This is a genomic window from Mycobacterium innocens, from assembly GCF_900566055.1.
In the GTDB taxonomy this organism is placed as follows: domain Bacteria; phylum Actinomycetota; class Actinomycetes; order Mycobacteriales; family Mycobacteriaceae; genus Mycobacterium; species Mycobacterium innocens.
The window spans coordinates 1-17,696 of sequence record NZ_UPHQ01000203.1; the positions used below are offsets into that span (position 1 = coordinate 1).

General features: G+C 66.7%; 13 protein-coding genes and 1 pseudogene. 4 read left to right on the forward strand and 10 right to left on the reverse strand.

Features of this window, described 5'->3' with window-relative positions; translation table 11 throughout:
* Window positions 1–625 (reverse strand): PE family protein (locus tag EET03_RS19625; RefSeq protein ID WP_136625733.1); only part of this gene is annotated, 625 nt, incomplete at its 3' end.
* A gap of 176 nt (window positions 626–801) precedes the next feature.
* On the opposite strand from EET03_RS19625, the gene EET03_RS19630 reads away from it, so the two are divergent.
* From EET03_RS19630 to EET03_RS19645, 4 genes are read left to right on the forward strand one after another with little or no spacing between them, the layout of a single operon-like run.
* Window positions 802–1,779, forward strand: a complete 978-nt coding sequence (locus EET03_RS19630; RefSeq protein ID WP_063473118.1) for an ABC transporter permease — start codon at window positions 802–804, stop codon at window positions 1,777–1,779.
* Window positions 1,776–2,675 (forward strand): ABC transporter permease, encoded by a 900-nt coding sequence (locus EET03_RS19635; protein WP_122508814.1) that lies wholly within the window; start codon window positions 1,776–1,778, stop codon window positions 2,673–2,675. Before EET03_RS19630 ends, EET03_RS19635 begins: the two co-directional genes overlap by 4 nt.
* Window positions 2,672–4,510 (forward strand): dipeptide ABC transporter ATP-binding protein, encoded by a 1,839-nt coding sequence (locus EET03_RS19640; protein WP_099193678.1) that lies wholly within the window; start codon window positions 2,672–2,674, stop codon window positions 4,508–4,510. The genes EET03_RS19635 and EET03_RS19640 overlap by 4 nt, the downstream gene beginning before the upstream one ends.
* Window positions 4,507–6,171, forward strand: coding sequence for an ABC transporter family substrate-binding protein (locus EET03_RS19645; protein WP_099193679.1), 1,665 nt, complete (start codon window positions 4,507–4,509; stop codon window positions 6,169–6,171). The genes EET03_RS19640 and EET03_RS19645 overlap by 4 nt, the downstream gene beginning before the upstream one ends.
* On the opposite strand, the gene EET03_RS19650 is transcribed toward EET03_RS19645, so the two are convergent.
* The 9 genes and pseudogenes from EET03_RS19650 to EET03_RS19690 form a co-directional block, all read right to left on the reverse strand.
* Window positions 6,158–7,399, reverse strand: coding sequence for an alpha/beta fold hydrolase (locus EET03_RS19650; protein ID WP_075540749.1), 1,242 nt, complete (start codon window positions 7,397–7,399; stop codon window positions 6,158–6,160). The genes EET03_RS19645 and EET03_RS19650 overlap by 14 nt on opposite strands.
* Window positions 7,400–7,467: 68 nt before the next feature.
* Window positions 7,468–9,096 carry a GMC family oxidoreductase gene (locus EET03_RS19655; RefSeq protein WP_075540748.1) on the reverse strand — a complete coding sequence of 543 codons (1,629 nt, stop codon included), beginning with the start codon at window positions 9,094–9,096 and terminating at the stop codon, window positions 7,468–7,470.
* Complete coding sequence (locus tag EET03_RS19660; RefSeq protein WP_075540747.1) at window positions 9,089–11,710, reverse strand: AAA family ATPase; 2,622 nt, start codon at window positions 11,708–11,710, stop codon at window positions 9,089–9,091. The genes EET03_RS19655 and EET03_RS19660 overlap by 8 nt, the downstream gene beginning before the upstream one ends.
* Window positions 11,707–12,867: a metallophosphoesterase family protein gene (locus EET03_RS19665; protein ID WP_075540746.1), complete on the reverse strand. Its 1,161-nt coding sequence runs from the start codon at window positions 12,865–12,867 to the stop codon at window positions 11,707–11,709. Before EET03_RS19665 ends, EET03_RS19660 begins: the two co-directional genes overlap by 4 nt.
* A 349-nt stretch (window positions 12,868–13,216) precedes the next feature.
* Window positions 13,217–14,275, reverse strand: a complete 1,059-nt coding sequence (locus EET03_RS19670; RefSeq protein WP_099193681.1) for a cupin domain-containing protein — start codon at window positions 14,273–14,275, stop codon at window positions 13,217–13,219.
* A 149-nt stretch (window positions 14,276–14,424) separates the two neighbouring features.
* Window positions 14,425–15,183, reverse strand: a complete 759-nt coding sequence (locus tag EET03_RS19675; protein WP_082274382.1) for a hypothetical protein — start codon at window positions 15,181–15,183, stop codon at window positions 14,425–14,427.
* Window positions 15,180–15,872: a hypothetical protein gene (locus tag EET03_RS19680; protein WP_244232447.1), complete on the reverse strand. Its 693-nt coding sequence runs from the start codon at window positions 15,870–15,872 to the stop codon at window positions 15,180–15,182. The genes EET03_RS19675 and EET03_RS19680 overlap by 4 nt, the downstream gene beginning before the upstream one ends.
* A 592-nt stretch (window positions 15,873–16,464) precedes the next feature.
* Entirely contained in the window at window positions 16,465–16,935 is a 471-nt protein-coding gene (locus EET03_RS19685) for a DIP1984 family protein (RefSeq protein WP_075540743.1), read from the reverse strand.
* Between the two features lie 235 nt (window positions 16,936–17,170).
* Window positions 17,171–17,575, reverse strand: a pseudogene (locus EET03_RS19690) (helix-turn-helix transcriptional regulator); the annotation flags it as partial.
* Window positions 17,576–17,696: the final 121 nt, after the last annotated feature.

A 17,696-nucleotide genomic window follows, 5' to 3' on the forward strand; every position in this document is an offset into this window, starting at 1 on the left:
GCGTTCCGCCCGCCCCGCCGGCCCCGCCGTTGCCGAAGCCCCAGGCGTCACCTCCGCGGCCACCGAAACCACCCTGCAATCCATCGACCACCCGGAATTCGGCGCCCCTGCCGCCCCTTCCGCCGCTGCCGATAAAGCCGGCGTCACCGCCTTGCCCACCGGTCTGACCGGGTGCCGTCCCGTCGGCGCCGTCGCCGCCGTTGCCGATGAGCCACCCGCCATCGCCACCGTCCTGTCCCGGGGTTACGCCGTCGGCACCGTCGCCGATAAGCGGACGCCCGGTCAACAGTCTGGCGGGACCGTTGATCACGTCGAGCAGCTGTTGCTCAGCCGATGCGACCGCAGCGACAGCATCGGTGCTCGCATAGGCGCCCACACTGGCCTGCAGGGTGCGCACGAACTGATCATGAAACGTCGCCAGCTGTGCACTGACCGCCTGATATGCCTGCGCGTGCGCGCCGAACAACGCCGCGATGGCCGCCGACACCTCGTCGGCACCCGCGGCCGCGATCGCCGTAGTCGGAAAAGCGGCGGCCGCGTTGGCATTGCTGATCGCCGAGCCGATCCCCGCCAGCTCCGTCGCCGCGGCGTCGACCAACTCAGGTACCGCGAATACGAACGACATCTACGCCCTCCAATACGTCCTCGCACGTGCCCAGCCCGGCCCGAATCAGCACAAAGTCTGTGGGCCGGCACTTCGACGAACCTTCAGAAGTCATGAAATGCGCCGGTCACACCCGTGATGCGGGCCCCCGCAGAAGAGGCTCGCTACTCTGTCCCAATGCGGCATGGTGGTGGGGCGTGACACGCTTTCTGGCGCGCCGGTTGCTCAACTACCTCGTGCTATTGGCGTTGGCCTCGTTCCTGACCTACTGCCTGACTTCTCTTGCGTTCTCGCCGCTGGAAAACCTGATGCAGCGCAGTCCGCGACCGCCGCAAGCGGTGATCGACGCCAAGGCCGCCCAACTGGGGTTGAACCGGCCCATCCCGATCCGCTACGCCAACTGGGTTTCCCACGCCGTTCGCGGCGACTTCGGGGTCACCATCACCGGCCAGCCCGTCGGCGCCGAGCTGGGGAGGCGCATCGGAACCAGCCTGCGGCTGCTGATCATCGGATCGGTGGTCGGCACGACTCTGGGCGTGGCGATCGGGGCGTGGGGCGCCATCCGTCAATACCGGCTCAGTGACCGCCTGATCACCATGCTGGCGTTACTGGTGCTGAGCACACCGACGTTCGTCGTGGCCAACCTGCTGATCCTGGGTGCCCTGCGGGTCAACTGGACGCTGGGCCTGCAACTGTTCGACTACACCGGCGAGACCGCACCGGGTGTGGCCGCCGGGACCTGGGAAGCCTTCGGTGACCGGTTGAAGCACCTGGTGCTGCCGTCGCTCACGCTGGCGCTGGGAGCTGCCGCCGGTTACAGCCGCTATCAGCGCAACGCGATGCTCGACGTCCTGGGGCAGGATTTCATCCGCACCGCCCGCGCCAAGGGGCTGACCCGGCGGCGAGCGCTGATCAAACACGGGCTGCGGACCGCGCTGATACCGATGGCCACGCTGTTCGCCTACGGGGTGGCCGGATTAGTCACCGGAGCGGTTTTCGTCGAGAAGATCTTCGGCTGGCACGGCATGGGTGAGTGGATGGTCCGCGGTATTTCAACCCAGGACACCAATATCGTCGCGGCGATCACGGTGTTCTCCGGGGCGGTGGTCTTGCTGGCCGGTCTGCTCTCCGATGTCATCTACGCGGCGCTGGACCCAAGAGTGCGAGTGGCATGACCGCCTTGGCCCAGCCGGAGGTCGCGGATTTCACGTCCCGGCGCACCCTGGTGCTGCGCCGGTTCCTGCGCAACCGGTCCGCGGTGGTCTCCCTCGTGGTGCTGGTGCTGCTGTTCGTCGGCTGCTACACGCTGCCCGCGCTGCTGCCCTATTCCTACGAAGACCTAGATTTCGACGCCCTCCTGCAACCGCCCGATACGCGTCACTGGCTGGGCACCAACGCGCTGGGCCAGGACCTGCTGGCGCAGATATTGCGGGGCATGCAGAAGTCGATGCTGATCGGTGTCTGTGTCGCCGTGCTCTCCACCGGCATCGCCGCCACCGTGGGGGCGATCTCGGGGTATTTCGGCGGCCGGCGAGACCGGGCACTCATGTGGGTGGTCGACCTGCTGCTGGTGGTGCCCAGCTTCATCCTGATCGCCATTGTCACTCCGCGGACCAAGAATTCGGCCAACATCATGTTCCTGGTGTTGCTGCTGGCCGGCTTCGGCTGGATGGTCAGCTCCCGCATGGTGCGCGGCATGACGATGAGCTTGCGGGAGCGCGAATTCATCCGTGCGGCACGGTTTATGGGGGTTTCCAGCCGCAGGATCATCACCGGTCACGTGATCCCGAACGTGGCGTCGATCCTGATCATCGACGCCGCCCTCAACGTCGCGTCCGCCATCTTGGCCGAAACCGGTTTGAGCTTCCTCGGTTTCGGCATCCAGCCACCCGATGTGTCGCTGGGCACGCTGATCGCCGACGGCACCCAGTCCGCGACGACGTACCCGTGGGTCTTCCTGTTTCCGGCCGGCGTCCTGGTGCTGATCCTGGTGTGCGCCAACCTGACCGGTGATGGCCTGCGCGACGCCCTGGATCCCGGCAGCAGAACGCTGCGCCGTGGTGAGCGATGACCCCGCTGCTCGAGGTGACCGACCTGGCCGTCACCTTCCCCACCGACGGCGATCCGGTGACCGCGGTGCGCGGCATCAGCTACCGTGTCGACCCGGGCGAAGTGGTGGCGATGGTCGGCGAATCGGGGTCGGGTAAGTCCGCGGCGGCAATGGCCGTGGTGGGTCTGCTGCCCGAGTACGCGGAGGTAGGCGGCTCGGTGCGGCTGCAGGGAACCGAACTGCTCGGTCTTGGCGACGACGGGATGTCACGCTTCCGCGGCAAGGTGATCGGCACGGTGTTCCAGGATCCGATGTCGGCCCTGACCCCCGTCTACACCGTCGGCGACCAGATCGCCGAAGCGATCCGGGTCCATCAGCCCCGCGTCGGTAAGCAGGAGGCCCGCCGACGCGCCGTGGAACTCCTTGAGCTGGTGGGTATCTCGCAAGCCGAGCGGCGAGCCCGCGCGTTCCCGCACGAACTTTCCGGCGGTGAGCGGCAGCGTGTGGTGATCGCGATCGCGATTGCCAACGATCCGGATCTGTTGATCTGCGACGAGCCGACCACCGCACTCGACGTCACCGTGCAGGCGCAGATCCTCGACGTGCTCAGGACGGCCCGCGACGTCACCGGCGCCGGGGTATTGATCATCACCCACGACCTCGGGGTGGTCGCCGAGTTCGCCGACCGGGCGCTGGTGATGTACGCCGGCCGGGTCGTCGAGTCCGCCGGGGTCAATGACCTTTACCGCGAACGCCAGATGCCTTACACCGTGGGGCTATTGGGATCGGTCCCCCGCCTCGATGCCGAACAGGGCACCCGACTGGTGCCGATTCCCGGCGCCCCACCGTCGCTGGCCGGTATGGATCCGGGTTGCCCGTTCGCGCCCCGCTGCCCGCTGGTTATCTCCGAATGCCGCAGCGCCGAACCCGAATTGGTCGAGGTCGGCGCGGGTCACCGGGCAGCCTGCATCCGCACCTACCAGGTCAACGGCCGCAGCGCCGCCGACATCTACGGCGTGAAAACCGAGACCACCACCGCGCCGGATATCGGTGACACACCGGCCGTCGTGCGGGTGAGCGGCCTGGTCAAGACCTACCGGCTGACCAAGGGCCTGCTGTTGCGCCGGTCGATCGGTGAGGTTCGCGCCCTGGACGGTGTCAGTTTCGAACTGCAGCAGGGCCGCACGTTGGGCATCGTCGGTGAATCAGGCTCGGGCAAGTCGACCACCCTGCAGCAGATACTGGAATTGGTTGTGCCGCAATCGGGATCGATCGAAGTGCTGGGCACCGATGTCGCCACCCTGACACCGTCGAGCCGGCGCGCGCTGCGCCGCGACATCCAGGTCGTCTTTCAAGACCCGGTGGCCTCGCTAGATCCGCGGCTTCCCGTCTCTGATCTGCTTGCCGAACCGTTGCAGGCCAACGGCTTCAGCAAGACCGACACGCACACCCGGGTGGCCGAGCTGCTCGACATCGTCGGGCTGCGCCGCTCTGATGCCAGCCGCTATCCCGCGGAGTTCTCCGGCGGGCAGAAGCAGCGCATCGGTATCGCCAGGGCGCTGGCGTTGCAGCCCAAGATCCTGGCGCTCGACGAACCGGTATCCGCCCTCGACGTGTCAATCCAGGCCGGGATCATCAACTTGCTCCTGGACCTGCAAGAGCAATTCCGGCTCTCGTATCTGTTTGTCTCCCATGACCTTTCGGTGGTCAAGCACCTCGCCCACGATGTGGTCGTCATGTATGCCGGCGCCATCGTCGAGCAGGGTGACAGCCGGGAGGTTTTCCGTAATCCGCAACACGAGTACACGCGGCGGCTGCTTGGTGCGGTGCCGCAACCGAATCCCAGGCAATCATGACCAACCGGACCCGCCTCGTCCTTGCGCTGCTGATCGCCGCCCTGGTGGTCGCCGCCTGCTCGGCCGCCCCCGTGTCACCGTCGGCCGCGCCGAACGGCGCCGTCGGCACGACCAGCGATATCAACCCCCGGGATCCGGCCACGCTGCGCGACGGCGGCAACCTGCGGCTGGCGCTCAGCGACTTTCCGCCCAACTTCAACACCTTGCACATCGACGGCAATTCGGCCGAGGTTTCGGCGATGCTGAAGGCCACCTTGCCGCGCGCGTTCGTCATCGGGCCCGACGGCTCGACCACGGTCGACACCGACTACTTCACCAGCGTCGAACTCACCCAGGCCGACCCGCAGGTGATCACCTACACCATCAATCCGAGGGCATTCTGGTCCGACGGCACGCCGATCACCTGGCGCGACATCGCCAGTCAAATCCACGCGACCAGCGGCGCCGACAAGGACTTCGCGATCGCGTCACTCAACGGCGCCGACCGCGTCGCCTCGGTGACCCGCGGCGTCGACGACCGCCAGGCCGTCGTGACCTTCGCCAAGCATTACGCGGAGTGGCGCGGAATGTTCGCCGGCAACGGGATGCTGCTGCCCAGCAGCATGACCGCCACCCCCGAGGCATTCAACGCAGGCCAGCTGAACGCGCCAGGTCCGTCCGCCGGCCCGTTCATCGTGACCTCGCTGGATCGGGGCACACAGCGAATCGTCTTGTCCCGCAACCCTAAATGGTGGGGCGAGCGGCCGAAGCTGGACAGCATCACCTACCTGGTTCTCGACGATGCCGCACGGCTGCCGGCGCTGCAGAACGCCACTATCGACGCGACCGGGATCGGCTCGCTCGATCAGCTCACCATCGCCGAGCGCACCAAGGGCATCTCGATCCGGCGCGCGCCGGCGCCGAGCTGGAGTCACTTCACCCTCAACGGCGCGCCCGGGGCGATACTGGCCGACCCGGCGCTGCGCCTGGCGGTCTGCAAGGGGATCGACCGTCGGACCATCGCCAAAGTGGCCCTTTACGGACTCACCAGTGATCCGACCCCACTGAACAACCACATCTTTGTCGCCGGGCAGGAGGGCTATCAAGACAACAGCACCCCCTATGACCCGGAGCAGGCCAAGCGGGACCTCGACGCGCTGGGCTGGAAGCTCAACGGCAAGTTCCGGGAGAAGAACGGTCGCCAGCTGGTGGTGCGTTTGCTGTTCTACGACGCGCAGAGCACCCGGCAGTTCGCGCAGGTCGCTCAGCACAGCCTGGCTCAGATCGGGGTCCGGCTCGAGCTTCAATCTCGTTCCGGCAGCGGCTTTTTCAGCAACTACGTCAACGTAGGAGCTTTCGATATCGCGTTGTTCGGGTGGGTCGGCGACGCGTTTCCGCTGTCGTCGCTCACCCAGATCTACACCTCGGACGGGGAAAGTAACTTCGGCAAGATCGGCAGCCCCGAGATCGACGCCGCCATCGAGCGGACGCTGCGGGAACTCGATCCCGCCAAGGCCCGTGCGCTGGCCAACGAGGTCGACAAACTGGTTTGGGCGGAAGGATTCAGCCTGCCGCTGACCCAATCGCCCGGAACCATAGCGGTGCGCAGCACGCTGGCCAACTTCGGCGCCACCGGCCTGGCCGACCTCGATTACAGCGCGATCGGATTCACGCGGGGCTGACCTGGCGCCGCGCCGGTAGGACGGCCGCCTCCGCGGCGGCGGCCATGTCGATCGCCTTCCACAGCAGCCGCACCGGCGCCCGTGCCGGCATGGCGTCGAGCATCGGCGCCTGGCCGATGAGCCGGTGGTGTTCGCGGCGGCATACCGCTGCGGCGATGGCCAGGGCGGCGGGCTCCCGAAAGTCCAGGGCGCTGTGCGCCATCGTCGGTAACTCCACGAGCACCGCGTCGGGCACCAGCGACGCCACGCGTTCGGCTACCGCCGGCGGCGTGATCAGGTCGCGCCCGCCGGCTACGACCACCGTCGGCCAGCCGAATTTCGGCATCTCGGCCACCAAGTCATACGGCTCGGACTCGAAGGCGGCTGTTGCTTTCAGGGTTTCCCGCATCGCCACGGCGGGGTCGAGGGGCAGGCCGTCGGGCTCGGCGGCATAGTCGAGCTCGCGGAATGCGATGCGGCTGACCAGATCGTTCTCGTAGCGGTAGGGCACCTTCCGATTGACCGCCGTCGTGATCCGGCAGAGCCCGCGCCACAGCATCGTTCGGCCGTCGAGCAACAGGTCCAGTTGCCGGCCGAGGAGCTTGGCGCCGCCGTAGCCGTATATTGCCGCCGCGACCTGTGCCGCCGATGCGGTCATCACGCCGGAGTCGACCAACCGGCGAACCTTGGGCGCCAGCGCGGCCGTCTCCGGACTGTCGCCCTTGAGCAGCAGCCTGCGGATAGCGTCGCGCGCCAGCGCTATGTCGTGGCGCGACAGCACCGGGGAGTCGAGGATCATCGCCTTCACTCGACCGGGATGACGCACGCCCAAACCGGCCGCGATATAGGTGCCGTACGACGTGCCGTAGGCGACGGCCGAGTCCACGTGCGCGTCGTCGAGCACCGCGGCCACGTCGTCGACGACCTGGTCGATGGTCAGCGCCTCGGGCGGCAGATCGGCGCCCGAGCCGTCGTGGCGCGACATGCCGACGCCACGGTGCTCGATCATGATCACGTCCAGACCAGCCGCGGCGGCACGCCGGCGCAGCCCCTGGTACAACCGCATCGACGCCACGCCCGGTCCTCCCGGGATGATGACCAGCGGGTGCGCGGATTTGCGACCGGTGCGCACGTAGTACAGGTCGAACTCGTCGTCACTGCCGGGTGACACCGGCCGGCGCACCGGCCGCACCCCCGGCAGTTTCGCCAATTTCTCGTGTACCCGGCGCCTTTTGGCATTCATCGTCATAGGTGTTGCCCCGCCATGCGTACCATTCTGCCGACAACCGCCGCGCTCGGCAGTTCAGCGGTGCGGCCTCAGCTGCGCAGCAGGTCGGCGGCCTTCTCGCCGATCAGCACCGACGGCGCGTGGGTGTGTCCCCTGATGGTGCTCGGCATCACCGATGCGTCGGCGACGCGGAGCCGGTCGACTCCGCGGACCCGCAGCTGCGGATCGACCACACTGTTGTCGTCGGCGCCCATCCGGCACGTGCCCAACGGATGGTAGAGGGTGTGCGAGCACGTTTCCAGGGCCGCCTCGAGGGTTTCCTCGTTCAGCTCGGCGCAATTGCGCGGCCGAGCGATGGGACCGAGCAGGCCCTTGAGCGACGGCGCCGCGGCGATCCGGGCACACAGCCGCAGGCCGGCCATCATCGCGGCCCGGTCGAGTCCTTGACGATCCGAGAGGTAGCGCGGGTCGATGACCGGTTTGGCATGCGGGTCGGCCGAGCGCAGCGTCACCTGGCCGCGGCTTTCCGGGGCGACCAGGATCGGCCCGAGCACCACTCCATGGCCCGGCGGCTGGACGAGCAGACCCTCGTCGTAAAAGGGCGCCGGGGCAAAGATCAGCTCCAGATCGGGCAGCTCGACATCTGGTCGGCTGCGGACGAAGCCGTATGCCTCACCGACGTTGGACGTGAGCATGCCGCGGCGCCGCAGCAGATAGTCGAGCACCTGTCGTGGCTTCTCAGCCGCGGCCAAGCTGTCGCCGGCGACGTCGAACCCCATCGGGGTGAACAGGTGATCCAGCAGGTTCTGCCCTACCTCCGGCGCGTGGTAGACGGTGTGGATGCCGTGTTCGGCCAGGTGATCGCGGTCGCCGATGCCGGAGAGCATCAGCAGTTGCGGGCTGTTGACGGCGCCGCCGCACAGCACGACCTCACGGCGGGCGTGGACAACACAGGCTTGACCGCCACGCTGGTATTCCACGCCGACCGCCCGATTTCCGTCGATCACGATTCGGGTCGCGGTGGCCTCGGTGAGCACCCGCAGGTTCTTACGGCGCATCACGGGCTTGAGGTAGGCGTCGGCGGTGCTGTATCGCGCACCTCGACGCTGGGTGACGATGGTCTCGCAAAACCCTTCCGGGTCAGGAGAATTGGGCTGCGCACCCGCAAAGCAGCAGTCACGTGTCGCGGCCAGGAAGGCCGCGGTCGACGGCCGGGGGCTGCGCTGACGGGAGATGTGCAGTGGACCGGTCACCCCGCTGTCGTCTCCGCTGACGAAGTGCCAGGCGGCGGTAACGTTTTCGATCCGACGGAAATACCCGAGCACCTCGGTGTACGACCACTGCGGGCCGGCACGCCGCGCCCACTCGTCGTAGTCCGCTTTGAACCCGCGCACCCACATCATCGCGTTCATCGACGACGAGCCGCCGAGCACTTTGCCCCGGGGCCAATAGATTTCACGACCGGCGAGCTCCGGCTGCGGTTCGGTCAGGTAGTCCCAGTCGATCTCGCTGCGGAACAACTTGGAAAATGCCGCCGGAATACCGATGAAGCGGTTCTTGTCGCGAGGTCCGGCTTCCAGCGCCACTACCGAGGTGGCCGGATCGGCGCTGAGCCGATTGGCCACGACCGCCCCGGCCGATCCGGTGCCCACCACCACGTAGTCGCATTGCATATCCGTCGCCGCTGACTGGCGGGACAGCCGCCGATCGCTAGGCATGGAGATCGATGCGGTGCGCGTTGGCGACACCGTCGTAGCGGTCGGGACTGCACGTCAGCACGATCACCTGCCCGTGGGTGCCCACAGTGTCGAATACCTCCCCCATCCTGGCCAACCGTTCCGGATCGGTGAACCCTAGCGCGTCGTCGACCACCACGGGTACGGTGTCCTCCTTGGCGACCAGGGCCGCCCCGGCGAACCGGGCCAGGATGCCGAGCTGCTCTTTGGCACCTCCGGACAACGACTCGTAGGGCACCGTGATGCCGTTCAGGGTGCGGCTGCGGATCTTCAAGTCACTGTCGACGTCGACCTCGAAGGCGGGCCCGAACACCGGACGACCGAGCCGATGCAACTCCGCGCGGTACGGCTGGACGTAACGCAACCTGGTGCTGTCGCGGTGGCGTGCCATCACCGACCGCAGCAGCTGCGCGGCCCGTGCCCGGCGGCCGACGCGGGCAAGCCGGCCCGCGGCGTGCGCGCGTTCCGTCTCGGCCGCGTCGAGCTTGCCTTTGCGGCCCTCGCTGCCGAACACCGAGAGTTCAATGCTGATCTCTCGCAATGCGTTTGCGGCATCGTCGTGGCTTTGGCGTAGCGACTCTGCCAGGTCGCTGGCTTCCTTCAGTTCGGCGGCCACCGCGTCGGGCGCCATGGCCGCGAGGGCTTCGGCCAGTTCGGCCACCCGTCGCTCGGCGGTTTCTCGCGCGCGCAGATCCGCGTCGGCTTTGACCGCCAGCCGTGCATCGCTGACCGAGGCTCGCGCCTGCGCCAACCGGGCTCGGGCCGAGTCAAGTTCGGCGAGTTGAGTTTCCAGCTTATGCCGTAGCACGGTTGCCTGCGTGGACGTCTCGGCGAGCTGACGACCAGCGGTTGCGGCGGCCCGGCGCCGGGTCTCACATTCGGTCTCGGCGGCCGTGCGTGCCGCCTCGGCCGCTTGCAGTTCGACGCGGGCGGTCGCGGCGTCCGTCGCGAACAGATCCGGCTCGGCCGGTTGACTGGCATGCAACTGCGCCAGCCGGGCGCGGAGTTGATCCACGTGTTCGTCACCGCACAGGCCGGCCAGGGTGGCGGTCAGCTGATCGCGCTTGCTGCGCAGCTCCCGGCGCCACTGGTCGGCAGCTCGCGCATCCGCCACGCTGGTGATCCCGCCGGCCGTCAGGGCATCAGCCAGCTCTTGTTGTGCCGCAACATGTTTGGCCTGTATCTCCTGCGCGGCCGGGCCGTGGCTGATTCGCGCGATGAGGACGCCCGGCACCGTCACCTCGGCGGGCCCGGCGGCCGTGATCGACCAGCGTTCGCCCGCCGCCAGCGACACCCGCTGCTCGCCGACGACGAGCTCGATGTCGACAGCGGCGGTGAATTCCACCGCGGCGCAGATTGCCGCCAGCTGCCCGTCCGATCGATCGGCAGCCGCGGCGGCCTCGTCGATTCGACGCATCACCTGTTCGGTCACCGTCACTTCGGACAGCTCTGCGCAGGCCCGGTCACGTTCGCGGTGGATGGCGTCGATCCTGGCCAGCCGGGTACTCAACCGGTCAGCCTCCTCGCGGCCGACGATCTGGTCGAGCGACCGCCGGGCGGACTCGGCGCGGGCTTGGGCGGCCGTCAACACCTGTATGGCCTCCGCCACCGCCGCGTCACAGATCGCAGCCGCCTCCGCTGCCGACGCCTGCTCGGCGACGGCTTGGTGTGCCTCGACCTGGAGGGCCGCGACGGTTGCGGCGCGAGCGTCGACGTCGGCAACCAGGGCCAGCCGCTCCGCATGCGCTGCGGTCGATGCGGCACCGGCTGCGGCCGCTGCGGCGGCGACGAGTTTCGCTTCCCGCTCTTCGTTGGTGAGCGCGGCGATCTTGTCGGCCGCAGCCTGCGCCGCAGCGAGCCGAGGACCGGCGTTGCGGTGTTGCCGCGACAACTCGGCCACCCGTCGGGTCAGCTCAGCATGACGACGGGCCCGCTCGTCGACCTCGGCCACGGCGGCCGCACACTCCGCCACCGCGGTCTCGGCGTCGGCGAGCCGGGTGATGGCGGCGGCCCATTCCCCGGTGGGCCGTCCGGTCGCGGTGAAGTAGCGCGCATATTCGGCATCGATCCGCTCGATCAACAAAGGCTCGGTGCCGGACAGCGCCGCGTCGTCGCCGGACGCGACATCGAGCGCGCGCGACAACGCATCGCACCCCGACAGATCCACCGCGACCGTCGACGCCGCCTGCAGCACTCGCTGCGCATGCCAGAGTTCGGTATCGACGGTCTCGGCCAGCATTGATCGGACCCGATCGTGTGCCTCGTCGCCGGTCAACTGTTCGCGGCGCGGCGCCACGATGGTCAGCTCGGTCTCGGGCCGCTTGTGGAAGCGCTTACGGTAGACGAAACGATAAGGGCCGCTGCTGATTTCGGCGATGACTTCGGAGCCGACGTCCGCGTTGGTCGGCTTGACCTGCTTGACGTCCTTCTTCGTCGAACGATCCTTGGATTCCAGCAGCAGGTCCAGCGCCTCGATCATCGACGACTTGCCGCTCTCATTGGCGCCGCACACCACCACCACGCCATGATCGGGAAACTCGATCTCCCGGTGGGAGATACCGCGATAGTTCGACAGGACGAGCCGGTGCAGCTTCATGCGACGCCCCGGTCAGTCAGCCGCAGCAGCAGCGCCAAGGCCGCCTGGGCATCCACCGCCTCATCGCCCTCGCCCGCGCGCGCCGTTGCGACCAGCTCCTCGACCGCCGCGGCGGCGAACCCCCCGATGCCGAGGTCGGAGAATTCGCCGTCGGCCGGTACCACCGCCAGATCGGTGTGACGCTCCCATAAGCCCAGCCATGCGAACAACCGCGCGTACTTGTCCACGCAGGCGTCCAACGTGGCGCGGTCGGTGACCGTTAGTGTGCCGGTCAGTGCCAGCCGCACCACGGTGCGTTCCTTGTCGGTCATCAGATCCAGGTTCAAGTCCAGGTCGGCGATGTCGCGGCTGGTGTCCACCTGGGTGTGCAACGTGACGAAACGCCAACGCCCGACATGCCTGGCGTCGACGGCTACCGGACGTCGTGCATCGGTTTCGTCGATGTCGACCACCAAGACGTAACCCGGATCTGCTTCGACATCGTCGAAATTGGTGACTTCGGGCGAACCGGAATACCACACCCGGCCGCTGCCGCCGACCTGGGTACGCGAATGCTTATCGCCAAGGGCCACATAGTGAATCAGGCCGGCAGCCAATGCCCGGTCGAGTGCACCGAGGTGGATCAGGGAGAGCTTGTCGCGGTCGGGATCCAGAACGTCGACGCCGCCGTGGGCGACGAGCACCCTGGTGACATCGGCAGCGGAAAGTGGGGTCAAGCCCGTCAGCACCTCGGCGACCAGGTCGGTGGTGGGCGCTTTCGACCGCCACGGTGCGGCGACAATCTGCAGACCCGGCCGGACCTCATGGACGCCGGGCCGGTCGAGCACCACCACATTGTCTGGACGTTCGGCCTGGAACAGCGCGCTGGTGTACACCGACGATGGGTCCAACGGGTCATGGTTGCCGGGCAGCAGATAGACGGGAAGTCCGATGGCGCGCATGGCTTCCAGCGACTGGCCGATCACCTGCGGAGCGAGCTGGTTGTGTTCGAAGACGTCGCCGGCCACCACCACGAATTCGGCGCCGACCTCGGCGGCCAGCGCTTTGAGTCCGGCGACTGCGTCGCGGCGGGCCGCCGAATAGCGTGGCTGGGCGTCGCCGGCAAGGAAGTGCCGGGTCATGCCCAATTGCCAGTCAGCGGTGTGCAGGAATCGCATCCTGGCACCCTCCCTCCGGGGCTACTCGTCTTCGGCACCGCGAGTGTAGGACTCGGTGCCGACAAGTCGCGGGACCTCGCTCGGCAGGTTCCGCCGGGGTCGCGGCGTCGTTGACCGGACAGTCACTCGCGTCACTCTGGTTTCGCGGCGACGTCTTTGAGTTCCTCGGCGGAGTGCCGCAGCAGGTGTTCGGCCGCGGACGTGGGGTGGGCTGCCACCCTCCGCGGTGACAACGAGAGCCGTGCGGCGCGATACCCAGGCCGATGAGTCCGGATGACCTTGGGAGCGCGTCGTGCGTCGCTTCGCATCGGCCACCACAACACCGAATTGGGTAGCGGTGAACTTGATCTCAGTGCTCTCCGAGAGCGTGGGCGTCAAGTGGGTTGAGCCGGTTGACGATCAGCGGGTCGGCTCCGGTGAACGGGAAGTCGGGCAGGTCCTCGAGGTGGGTGTTGAACGTCGCCGCGAGCACTTCGCGCGAGTAAGCACTCACCGACGTCCGATAGCCGATGTCGCCGGGGGTCGGCTGGTCGAAGAAGATGCAGAAGTGCATTTCCGGGGCGTCAACAACCTCGATGTGGTGCGGGTAGGCGCGGGGAATGAAGTAGACGTCGCCCTGGCGCAGGTACCAGGTGTCCAGCTTGCCGCCGGGACTCATCACGGTCATCCGCGCCGAGCCCCGGTTGACGTAGCCCATCTCGGCGGTGATCGGGTGCCAGTGCGGCTCACGCATCCCGTCCTCGCGGATTCGTAAGGAGTACATCGATAAGTCTTTGAGTGCCGGCCAATATTGCAGCCGCGCGGTCCTGGCGGAACCGACGGCCAGGCTCACGGGCGGAGTCATCGCGTCGACAGAAAACTTGTGTGGGTCGGTGAAGTACGCCGTGTCAGGGACATCCGGCGCCCCGGGGCGGGCGGCTAGTGCGCGGTCCGTGGTGCTGCGGCGCATCGCGGCGAAATCCGAGGCCGGCAGGTCGTAGGTGTTGCCGAGCACCGCATCGGTCATGGCGCCGAACGCTGCCCCGAGCCCGAAGTCCTCGGGCCGTTCGTTGCGGAACGCGACGACAAATTCGCACACGTCGGCGCCGATGTTTTCGATGTGGTGCAGCGAACCGGAGTCGATGTGGAACATGTCGCCAGCGTGCACCACGAATGAAGCGAACTGGCTACCGGTGTCGAGCACTGAGACCAGGGCGGTGCCCGAAACACAGTAGGTCAGTTCGTTGGTATTGGCGTGCCAGTGCGGCGTCCGCATCGCGCCCGGGTTGATCAGCAGCCGCTTGATCGACAGGCCCTTCAGGATGGGGAAGGTATCGGCCGTCAGCCGCTGGATGGAACCGAGGTCGGACTCTTCGACGATATCACCGTCAATCAGTGATGCGACGTGTGTGCTTGTCTGCGTGAGCATTTCATTCTCCTCAATTTCTGGATCGAAGATCGCAGTGGATTGCTACCCGTTACGATCCCGGTGCGGGCAGCGCGCCGTCCAAGACCGGGTTTCGATGTGTCGATCAGCGTTGGTTATCAAGGGCTTCCGCGAAGACCCGCGGCCCACATCTAGCCGGTGCGGATGCGGTGCAGGGTGTTTTCGAAAAGTACGTCGAGGGCATGCTGATTACTTGTGGTGGCGTCACCGATGAGCACCAGGTTCGACAGCTGTGCGAAGGAGAAGTATTGCGTCCGCGCTGCGTCGGTCGAGTTTCCGAGGGTTGTGGTGACCGAGATTCGGAAGAGCTGCGGCCCGTTCACCGAGCGAGAGTCTTCGATCACGTGCACTGTGTGGTTTATGGTGTCCGCGAAGGTGAATCGTGAGCACCTGGACATCAGGGCGGTCATCGCGTCAAAGCCGCTTTGGTTGAACTCACGGCCGATTCGCAAGCGGACGTCGGGATGCTGGCCAGGGCTTTCGGGCCGATCGGCGGGATCACGCCCCGCGATTTCGGCGCCACCGGCAATGCCGGGCGCTAAGTCGTTGACGTTGGCACATTCGGCCGGATCGTAGCCCAGCGCGCCGTCGTGGAACGGTTGCATCCTGAAGTATCCGAACCTGTCGACGCCCTCGGTCCTGGCGTTGACGGTCCACGTTGTGGGGAAATCGGCAGGCTTGGGAAGCAGGTCGGCCAGCTGTTGGTCAGACAGCGCCGCCAGGCCCGGCGCCGGCGACGGGGTGGTTTTTCGCCAATGCCGTAGTGCGACGGGCGCTGTGATCAGTACGGCAGCGATGGCAACCAAACACAACAGGGCGGCAACGAAAAGCGGTGCGCGCGAATCGCGTTGGTCGCCGCCAGGCCCGTCGAAGTCGGGTGGGCCGCTCACCGGGCGCGCAGCCTTTGCAGCGTTTGGGAGGCGCGGCGCTGCACCAGCTCACGATCGCCGGCGTTTTCCATGTAGACGGAGCATTCCAAGATGACGCCACGCAACGCGTAGTAGCTGACGTGGTAGGTCGCCGGTGGTTCGTCACTGCCGGCGGTGACAAATGTTCTGGTGACCACGATGGCGACAACGGCGTTGTCGGTCCAATGGTCGTCGAGCACCGTGGTGGCCGAGCGCTTATCTTTGAGCCGTCCGTTGAAGTCGTAGTTGGCCACCTGGTAGGACCCGCATCGGCCCAGCCAGTCCAAGTACTTGGCGATGCGGTCCGGGCCGTCGGGAACCACCGAGATTTCGAAATGCGCATTGGGGCCGTGCTCGTCGCTTTCCCCAGTTGCCGGCCAATCCCAGATTCGAGCGTCGCGGGCAATCAGCTGGGTGTAACGGTCGACGTCCAGTTCCGCGGCCAGTGCCGCCCCGGAATGGGTCAAGAGTTGCGGGATCTTTGTGCACTGCGCCGGTCCATACACGGCTCGCGGGCCAAGCTTGGGCGCGGTACTCGAGGCAGTGGTCTCCGAGAACGCCCGGCGGCGCAACGACCCCGACAGGCCGTACCCCCAGTCCGCCGGAAAGTCGCCGCTCGACGGAAGCGCGCCGGCCAAAACCCAATCCGGGCGCGATGCCAGACTCGTCAATGAGTTTGCGCGAGGCCCGATCACAAGCACCGTCACCCCACACACGCCGAGCACGGCTAGTGCCGCACCGGCCACCAGGTACGGCCAAGATCGGCGCCGCGCGCCCGTCCGTGATCGCCGAACGCGCGGCGCGAACCACCCGCTAGACGCCATCCCATCCTCCTATCTGCGGCGTTCGCGCTACCACGCGGATTGACGAAACATCTCACACCGGAGCCGAAGTGCACGCCAGTCGGTTATCCGTCTGGTGGGTGGGCTTGCCCGGGGTCTGTCGGCGGAACCGCCAGAGAAGCGATGCATCGTGCCCGGCGCCGGTGGTCTACATCGCCGGCGACGACGTTGCGCGTGCGGTTGTCATGTGCTGTTGCGCCCGAGGATAGCTGCCCCGTGCCCACCCTCATCGTCACGGATCTGCACGTGGTGGTGTGCTGTGTGCTGTGCCCTTTCACCTGTGCGCAATGCTGGGCTGCGATGTGATGAGGGAGTCGAACCCTTAGCACTGCCCTCCGTGCACCAGGAGAGACCGGGCTTTGCCCGCCGGTCGGGGGCTTGTGCACGCCTCCGCGACAACTACCTGCGTCACCTCGGCTGGTCAGTCCAGGAGCTCTACCTCCCAGTTGACGCGTTGGATCTGAACATCAAGCTCACGAAGCTGGCGCGCCAGATCATCGGCTTGGGCGCGTAGCTCGGCAACCGGCAGGGCGGACAACATTTTCAGCTCGGACCGCAGTTGCCGCGAATAGCCGGGGTGGCCGCTTCCAGCGGCCGCATCTGCTGCCGCGGTCACGATGTGGTGACGCAGGCGTAACGCGTCTCGGCGGGCTAGCGCGTCCGTCAGCGTGCCGTCCGCACCAATCACCATGGCAGCATTGGTGCGATTGATACGCCGGATGAGCATTTCGTATTCGTCTAACACCTCGCTCGCTTCGACGAGCAGAGCCGCAGCATCCTCGGCAGGGTCTTCGCCTTCCTGATAGCGGGCGTTGTTCACGACGCGGGAGCGCAGCTGTTCGAAGCGGCGCGCCGCATCCGCGCGCAGCGATAACGCCTCCGCCAGCTTCATAATTTCGCCTCCTCGTCATGGTCAGCCCAAGCGGGCGTCCGCACCGGGACTTGCCGGTGGGCACTAGCATGATGCCGCAAAATCGGTTCGCTGGCGATTCACTTTTCGCGGATGGGCTTCCATGACCGACGGCAAGGCTGATATTGCTTCTCGCACCAGCATTTCCGCGAAAACAATCGACGAGTATCGCGACCTGGCCTCGCCGCATAGAGCGATGCATCAACGCATCAACCCATCACTCAGAATGCCGCGCCGCTTCTTGGATGAGTTGGAACCGGGAGGTGATGCCGAGCTTGGTGTAGACGTGGGCGAGGTGGGCTTGCACGGTCCGAGGTGACAGAAAGAGCCGAGCGGCGATGTCTTTGTTGCCCAAACCTTCGGTGACCAACCCGACGACGTCGAGTTCGGCCGGGGTCAACGACTCCCAGCCGCTGGACGCACGTTTGCGTTCGCCGCGGCCACGCTGCGCGTAGCCGATTGCTTCTTCGGTGCCCAGCGCCGCACCTTCCGCCCATGCGGCATCGAAGTCGTTGTGGCCCATAGCATCTCGTAGTGCGGTAACCGACGCCTCGTAGTCGGACTGGTGAACTTTGAACCGCACCTGGCCCAGACGCTGGCGGCAGGCATCGGCCGCACTGAACCATCCCGGGTTTCATGCACACCTCGTTACGTGTGACCGGTGTGCTGCCCGATCTGTTGTTGAGCGTAGTACTCGGCCTCGACTTCGGCTGGTGGGCGTCGTTCGAGGCGGTGCATCAGCC